The organism is Protofrankia sp. Cr1 (assembly GCF_963555865.1).
GTDB lineage: Bacteria > Actinomycetota > Actinomycetes > Frankiales > Frankiaceae > Protofrankia.
Window position 1 is genome coordinate 1 of sequence record NZ_CAUVXO010000092.1, and the last position, 7636, is coordinate 7636.

The following is a 7636-nucleotide window of genomic DNA, read 5'->3' on the forward strand; positions in this document are numbered from 1 at the left end:
CCCGCAGCCGGTGCCCGGCGAGGTACCGCAGAGCGGCCGGTGAGGATAGTTTCATGCCCGGTTGGCCACATCCGGGTCCGGGCCGTTAGCGATCACGGCGGATCCTGAGCGTACGTGGCACACTCATTAGTGCGCCTGGCCGGGACTGCCCTGTCACGGTGGCGCGTCCGGACAGCGTCGTCCGCCTCACGGAGAACCCCTGAAGACGGACAGGACCCGCCGGATGTTGATCGCACAAGGCTTGTACGACCCCACCTTCGAACACGACGCCTGCGGGGTCGGTTTCGTCGTGGATGTCCGTGGCCGACGCAGTCATGAGCTGGTCGAACAGGGCCTTACCGTGCTGCGCAACCTCGACCACCGCGGAGCGTCGGGCTGCGACCCGGACACCGGCGACGGCGCCGGCATCCTGGTGCAGGTTCCGGACGCCTTTCTGCGCGACGTCGTCGACTTTCCGCTTCCGCCACCCGGCCGGTATGCGGTGGGAACGGCCTTCCTGCCGCAGGTCGCCGGCGACCGGGACAACGCCGTTCGGGCGATCAGCCGTATCGTCCGCGCGGAGGGCCTGCGGGTACTGGGCTGGCGCGAGGTTCCGGTGGTCAGCCACATCGTCGGCCGGGCCGCCGTCGAGGTCGAGCCGCGGATGCGGCAGCTCTTCCTCGGCCTGCCCGCGGCGGTCGACGGTCCGGGTGAACCCGCCGAAGCCGCCGAGCCCGCCGACCTGCTCGATCTCGAGCGGCGGGCGTTCTGCGTCCGTAAGCGGGCGCGGCGCGAAGCCGGTGTGTACTTCCCGTCGCTGTCGGCGCGCACCGTCGTCTACAAGGGCATGCTCACCACCCATCAGCTCTCGGCGTACTTCCCCGACCTGGACGATCCCCGTTTCGCCAGCGCGATCGCCCTCGTGCACAGCCGGTTCTCGACCAACACCTTTCCGAGTTGGCCGCTTGCCCATCCCTACCGCTACGTCGCTCACAATGGTGAGATCAACACCGTGCGTGGCAACCGCAACTGGATGCGGGCCCGTGAGGCCCTGCTGGCCAGCGATCTCATCCCCGGTGATATGCGCCGGATCTTCCCCATCTGCGCGGACGGCGCGAGCGACTCGGCCAGCTTCGACGAGGTCCTGGAACTGCTCCACCTCGGTGGCCGCAGCCTCCCGCACGCCGTCCTCATGATGATCCCGGAGGCCTGGGAGAACCACGACGAGATCGACCCGGCCCGCCGGGCGTTCTACCAGTTCCACTCGGCGCTGATGGAGCCGTGGGACGGCCCGGCCTCCATCGCGTTCACCGACGGAACGGTCATCGGCGCCGTGCTCGACCGTAATGGGTTGCGCCCGTCGCGTTACTGGGTCACCGACGACGGCCTGGTCGTCATGGCCTCTGAAGTCGGTGTCCTGGACCTTCCCGCGCACAGGGTGGTGCAGAAGGGCCGGCTCCAGCCGGGGAAGATGTTCCTGATCGACACCGCGCAGGGCCGGATCGTCGACGACGAGGAGATCAAGTCGGAGCTGGCCGCCGCCGCGCCGTACGGGGAATGGCTGCACGCCGGGTTGATCGCCCTGGACGACCTGCCCGAACGCGAGCACGTCGTCTACGGTCACTCCTCGGTCCGCCGCCGCCAGCAGGTCTTCGGCTACACCGAGGAGGAACTGCGCGTCATCATCGCGCCCATGGCCCGAGCCGGTGTCGAACCGATCGGCTCGATGGGCACCGACACGCCGGTCGCGGTGCTCTCGGGCCGTCCGCGGCTGCTCTTCGACTACTTCAGCCAGCTGTTCGCGCAGGTGACCAACCCGCCCCTGGACGCCATCCGGGAGGAATGGTCACAAGCCTGGGCCGGACGCTCGGTCCCGAAGGTAACCTGCTGGCGCCGTCGCCGGCATCGTGCCGGCTGGTGCACCTGCCGTTCCCGGTCATCAGCAACACCGAACTCGCCAAGATCGTCGGTATCAACGACGACGGGGACATGCCCGGGTTCGCGGCAGTGACCGTGCGTGGCCTCTATGACGTAGACGGCGGTGGCGTGGCGCTCGCCGAGCGGCTGGCCGAGATCTGCCGTGGCGTCAGCGAGGCGATCGCGGACGGTGCCCGCGTCGTGGTCCTGTCCGACCGTGACTCCGACCGGTACAAGGCGCCGATTCCCTCCCTGCTGCTCACCGCGGCCGTCCACCACCACCTCATCCGGGAGAAGACCCGCACCAAGGTCGGTCTCATCGTGGAGTGCGGCGACGCACGCGAGGTTCACCATGTCGCGCTGCTCCTGGGGTACGGCGCGGCCGCCGTCAACCCCTACCTGGCGTTCGAGTCGATCGACAGCATCCTCGACGGCGGTGACCTGGACGGAATCACCCGCGACCAGGCCCAGCGCAACCTCATCAAGGCGCTGGGCAAGGGCGTGCTCAAGGTGATGAGCAAGATGGGCATCTCCACCGTGGCCAGCTACACCGGAGCCCAGGTGTTCGAGGCGATCGGGCTGTCCCAGCAGCTGGTGGGCACCTACTTCACCGGGACGCCGTCCCGGCTGGACGGCGTGGACATCGATGTCATCGCGGCCGAGGTCGCAGCCCGTCACCACAAGGCGTACTCGGCGGTCGCCTCGGAGCTGGCCCACCGCAACCTGGACACCGGTGGTGAGTACCAGTGGCGCCGCGAGGGTGAGGTGCACCTGTTCAACCCGGAGACGGTCTTCCTGCTCCAGCACGCCACGCGCAGCCGTCAGTACGAGGTGTTCAAGCAGTACACCGCCACCGTCGACGAGCTGTCGCGGCGCAACGCCACCCTGCGCGGCATGTTCGCGCTGCGCGAGGGCCTGCGCCCGCCGATTCCGATCGACCAGGTCGAGCCGGTGTCGGAGATCCTCCAGCGGTTCGCCACCGGTGCGATGTCCTACGGCTCGATCAGCGCCGAGGCACACGAGACGCTGGCGATCGCGATGAACCGGATCGGGGCGAAGTCGAACACCGGCGAGGGCGGCGAGGATGCCAGACGGTTCACACCGGACGCCAACGGCGACCTTCGTCGATCGTCGATCAAGCAGGTCGCCAGCGGCCGCTTCGGGGTGACCAGCGAGTACCTTGCCAACGCCGACGACATCCAGATCAAGATGGCGCAGGGCGCCAAGCCCGGTGAGGGCGGCCAGCTGCCCGGGCAGAAGGTCTACCCGTGGATCGCGCGGACCCGGCACTCGACGGCGGGCGTGGGCCTGATCTCGCCGCCGCCGCACCACGACATCTACTCCATTGAGGACCTCGCCCAGCTCATCCACGACCTGAAGAACGCCAACCCGCGGGCGCGGGTGCACGTCAAGCTCGTGGCCGAGGTCGGCGTGGGTACGGTGGCCGCCGGTGTGTCCAAGGCCCATGCGGATGTCGTACTGATCTCCGGGCATGACGGCGGTACCGGCGCGGCCCCGCTGACCTCGCTCAAGCACGCGGGTGCCCCCTGGGAGCTGGGCCTGGCCGAGACCCAGCAGACCCTGCTGCTCAACGGCCTGCGCGACCGGATCGTGGTCCAGGTCGACGGCCAGCTCAAGACCGGCCGCGACGTCATCGTCGGCGCGCTGCTGGGCGCGGAGGAGTTCGGGTTCGCGACCGCCCCGTTGGTGGTCGCCGGCTGCGTGATGATGCGGGTGTGCCACCTTGACACCTGCCCGGTGGGGGTGGCGACCCAGAACCCCGAGCTGCGTGCCCGTTTCACCGGCAAACCCGAGTTCGTGGAGGCCTTCTTCACCTTCATCGCGCAGGAGGTGCGTGAGTACCTCGCGGCGCTGGGGTTCCGCACGCTGCACGAGGCCGTCGGCCACGTGGAGGTCCTCGACGCGCGGGCCGCACTCGACCACTGGAAGGCCGCCGGCCTGGATCTCACTCCGCTGCTGCATGCCCCGGAACGGCCCTTCGGTGGCTCCCTGCACTGCACGACCGCTCAGGACCACGGGCTGGACAAGGCGCTGGACAACTCCCTGATCCAGCTGTGCGAGGGGGCGTTGGAGGACGGTCGGCCGGTGTGGCTGGAGATGCCGATCCGTAACGTCAACCGGACGGTCGGCACCATGCTCGGCTTCGAGGTGACCAGGCGCTACGGCGCGCAGGGCCTCCCCGACGACACGATCTCGCTGCGGTTCACCGGTTCGGCCGGCCAGAGTTTCGGCGCGTTCGTGCCCCGCGGGGTGACCCTCACGCTCGAGGGCGACGCCAACGACTACACCGGCAAGGGCCTGTCCGGTGGACGGATCATCGTGTTCCCGCCCAAGGAGGCGCCGCTGCGGGCCGAGGAGAACATCGTCGCCGGCAACGTGCTGCTCTACGGTGCCACGGCCGGTGAGGCGTATTTCCGTGGCATCGTCGGCGAGCGGTTCTGCGTCCGCAACTCCGGTGCGACCGCTGTCGTCGAAGGCGTCGGCGATCACGGCTGCGAGTACATGACCGGCGGCACCGTGGTCGTCCTCGGGTCCACCGGACGCAACTTCGCGGCCGGGATGAGCGGTGGCGTGGCGTTCCTGTACAAGCCCATCCTGCGACGGATCAACACCGAGATGGTCGACGTGGACCCGCTGGACGACGACGACCGGGTGCTGCTCCTCGCCCTGGTCGCCCGGCACCGGCGCGAGACCGGGTCGACAGTGGCGGCGGGCCTGCTTGCGGAGTGGGAGACTGAGCAGTCCTCCTTTGTCAAGATCATGCCCCGGGACTACAAGCGGGTGCTCGCCGCGATGCGCAGGGCGCAGGAGGACGGCCTGCCCGCCGAAGATCTGATCATGGCGGCGTCCCGTGCGTGACCGGTGTCCTACGGTGTGTTGCCGAGCACGCCCCGGCAGCCCCGACACGATCATTCGACAGGAGCGGCATGGCTGACCCGATCGGCTTCCTCAAGCATCCCCGGGAGCTGCCGACGCGCCGGCCCGTCGACGTGCGGATCACCGACTGGAACGAGGTCTACGAACCGTTCCCGGTCGAATCCCTGCGTCACCAGGCAACACGGTGTATGGACTGCGGCATCCCCTTCTGCCATAACGGCTGCCCGCTCGGGAACATCATCCCGGAGTGGAACGACCTGGTACGACGGGCTGACTGGGGCGAGGCGATCGAGCGGCTGCACGCCACCAACAACTTCCCGGAGTTCACCGGGCGGCTGTGCCCGGCGCCGTGCGAGACCGCGTGCGTGCTGGGAATCTCCGATGATCCGGTGGCCATCAAGCAGGTTGAGGTGTCGATCATCGATCGGGCCTGGGCCGACGGCACGGTCCGGCCGGTCCTGCCGTCCGCGCGCACCGAGCAGCGGGTCGCCGTGGTCGGGTCGGGCCCGGCGGGGCTCGCCGCGGCTCAGCAGCTCACCCGGGCCGGCCACAACGTCGTCGTGTACGAGCGGGCCGACCGCATCGGTGGGTTGCTGCGCTACGGCATCCCCGAGTTCAAGATGGAAAAGCAGGTGCTGGACCGTCGGCTCGCGCAGATGCGGGCCGAGGGGACGGTGTTCATGTCCTCGTGCAACGTGGGTGTGGACATCACCGCGGACGAGCTGCGCGCATCCTATGACGCGATCGTGCTCGCCGGTGGCTCGACGGTCGGGCGGGATCTCACCGTGCCCGGCCGGGAGCTGGCCGGCGTCCACCTCGCGATGGAGTACCTGGTTCCCGCGAACCAGGTCCAGCAGGGCGACCGCACCGAACCGCTGATCAACGCGGCGGGTAAACGGGTGGTCATCATCGGTGGCGGTGACACCGGCGCGGACTGTCTGGGTACCGCGCACCGCCAGGGGGCGGTGTCCGTGCACCAGCTGGAGATCATGCCGCGACCGCCGCAACTGCGGCCGGTGGCGAACCCGTGGCCGACCTGGCCGGTCGTCTACCGGGTGTCCAGCGCGCACGAGGAGGGTGGCGACCGGGTCTTCGCCGTCTCCACCGAGTGCTTTCTCGGTGATGACGCCGGTCGGGTTCGCGCGTTGCGCATGCACGAGGTCGCCATGGTCGACGGCCGCTTCGAGCAGGTGCCGGGTACCGACGTCGAGCTGCCGTGCGAGCTCGTGCTGCTGGCGATGGGTTTCGTCGGGCCGGAACGGCCCGGCCTGCTCGACCAGCTCGGTGTCGCGCTCGACGCCCGTGGCAACGTCGCCCGGGACGCCGGCTGGGCGAGTTCCGTCGCGAAGGTGTTCGTCGCCGGGGACATCGGCCGGGGTCAGTCCCTGGTCGTGTGGGCGATCGCGGAGGGTCGGGCCGCCGCCGCGGCGGTGGACCGTTACCTGCGTGGTTCCACCGACCTCCCCGAACCGATCACCCCGACCCGACGGTGATCGTCGGGCGTCGGCCAGGCGGGCGGTAGGCTTTTCACCGACGCGCAGGGATCCCGCTGGAGGGCGACGAGGCCAGATGCTGGACAGACGGTTCATCCGGGAGAATCCCGACGCCGTGCGGGAGGCCGCCCGCGTCAAAGGGGTGGACCTCGACGTCGACGCCATCTTGGGCCTCGACCAGTCCGTACGGGCCCTGCAGCACGCGCTGGACACCGCCCAGCGTGAGCGCCGGGAGCTCGCCGGTGGTTTCAAGGCCGCGGACGCGGCCGAGCGAGAGCGGCTGCGGGAACGCTCCGGCGCCCTGGACGAGCAACTGCGCCGGACCCGTGCGGAGCTGGAGGACGCCGGCGCCCGCTTGGGCGACCTGCTGCTGGCGACACCGAACATTCCGTGGAGCGGGGCACCGGTCGGGCCGGATGAGGCGGCGAACACCGTCATCCGGGTCTGGGGCGAGCGCCCGGTGTTCGACTTCACCCCGGTCGACCATGTCGAGCTGGCCGAGAAGCGTGGCTGGGCGGAGTTCGAACGGGCCCGTGGCGCCTCGGGGGAGCGGGCGTACGCGCTCGCCGGTGACCTCGTGCTGTTGGAGCGGGCCGTGCACTCCTACGCGCTGGACCTGCTGGCGGGCAGGGACTTCCGGCTGCTGTCGGTGCCGTCGCTGGTCAAGCGCGAGGCGCTGGTCGGTACCGGCTTCCTGCCGGGCCACGGTGAGGAGATCTACCAGCTACCCGGGGACGATCTCTATCTCGCCGGCACCGCCGAGGTCGCGCTGGTTGGCCTGCACGCGGGCGAGATGCTGTCCCTGCGTGACCTGCCGTTGCGCTACGCCGGGATCTCGCCGTGCTTTCGCCGGGAGGTCGGCAGCGCCGGACGCGACGTCCGTGGACTGCTGCGCGTCCACCAGTTCGAGAAGGTCGAGCAGTTCGTGATCTGCGCGGCTGACGAGGCGGAGTCCGCCCGCTGGCACGCCGAACTGCTCGACACCGCCGAGCACGTCCTGCAGGCTCTGGGTCTGGCCTACGAGGTGGTGGAATGTGCCACCGGCGACATGGGCCTGGGTAAGTTCCGGATGAACGACATCAACACGTGGTTCCCGTCGCTGGCGCGCTTCCGGGAGACCCACAGCTGCTCGACCCTGCACGACTGGCAGGCCCGGCGGGCGAACATCCGCTACAAGGACGCCGACGGACGGGTCCGGTTCGCCCATACGCTGAACAACACGGCGGTAGCGACGCCCCGACTGCTGGCGGCCATTCTGGAGAACTTCCAGACCGCCGACCATCGGGTCCGCGTCCCCAAGGTGCTGCGGCCCTATCTCGGCGACCGCGAACTCATCTGACCCCGGCCCA

2 protein-coding genes and 1 pseudogene are annotated in these 7636 nt (G+C 69.6%); all 3 read left to right on the forward strand.

What is annotated here, in order from left to right; genetic code table 11:
• Positions 1 to 223: 223 nt before the first annotated feature.
• The 3 genes and pseudogenes from gltB (at position 224) to serS (ending at position 7626) form a co-directional block, all read left to right on the forward strand.
• Positions 224 to 4776 (forward strand): annotated as a pseudogene (gltB, locus tag U9980_RS10305) (glutamate synthase large subunit).
• Positions 4777 to 4844: 68 nt separating this feature from the next.
• A complete protein-coding gene (locus U9980_RS10310) occupies positions 4845 to 6287 on the forward strand; it encodes a glutamate synthase subunit beta (RefSeq protein WP_322767711.1) in 1443 nt (480 codons plus the stop codon).
• Between the two features lie 76 nt (positions 6288 to 6363).
• A complete protein-coding gene (serS, locus tag U9980_RS10315; protein WP_322767712.1) occupies positions 6364 to 7626 on the forward strand; it encodes a serine--tRNA ligase in 1263 nt (420 codons plus the stop codon).
• Positions 7627 to 7636: the final 10 nt, after the last annotated feature.

What these genes read in the sequence shown, in the direction of transcription:
- serS (WP_322767712.1), top strand. Translation starts at nt 6,364, where the DNA reads ATGCTGGACAGACGGTTCATCCGGGAGAATCCCGACGCCGTGCGGGAG.
- U9980_RS10310 (WP_322767711.1), top strand. Translation starts at nt 4,845, where the DNA reads ATGGCTGACCCGATCGGCTTCCTCAAGCATCCCCGGGAGCTGCCGACG.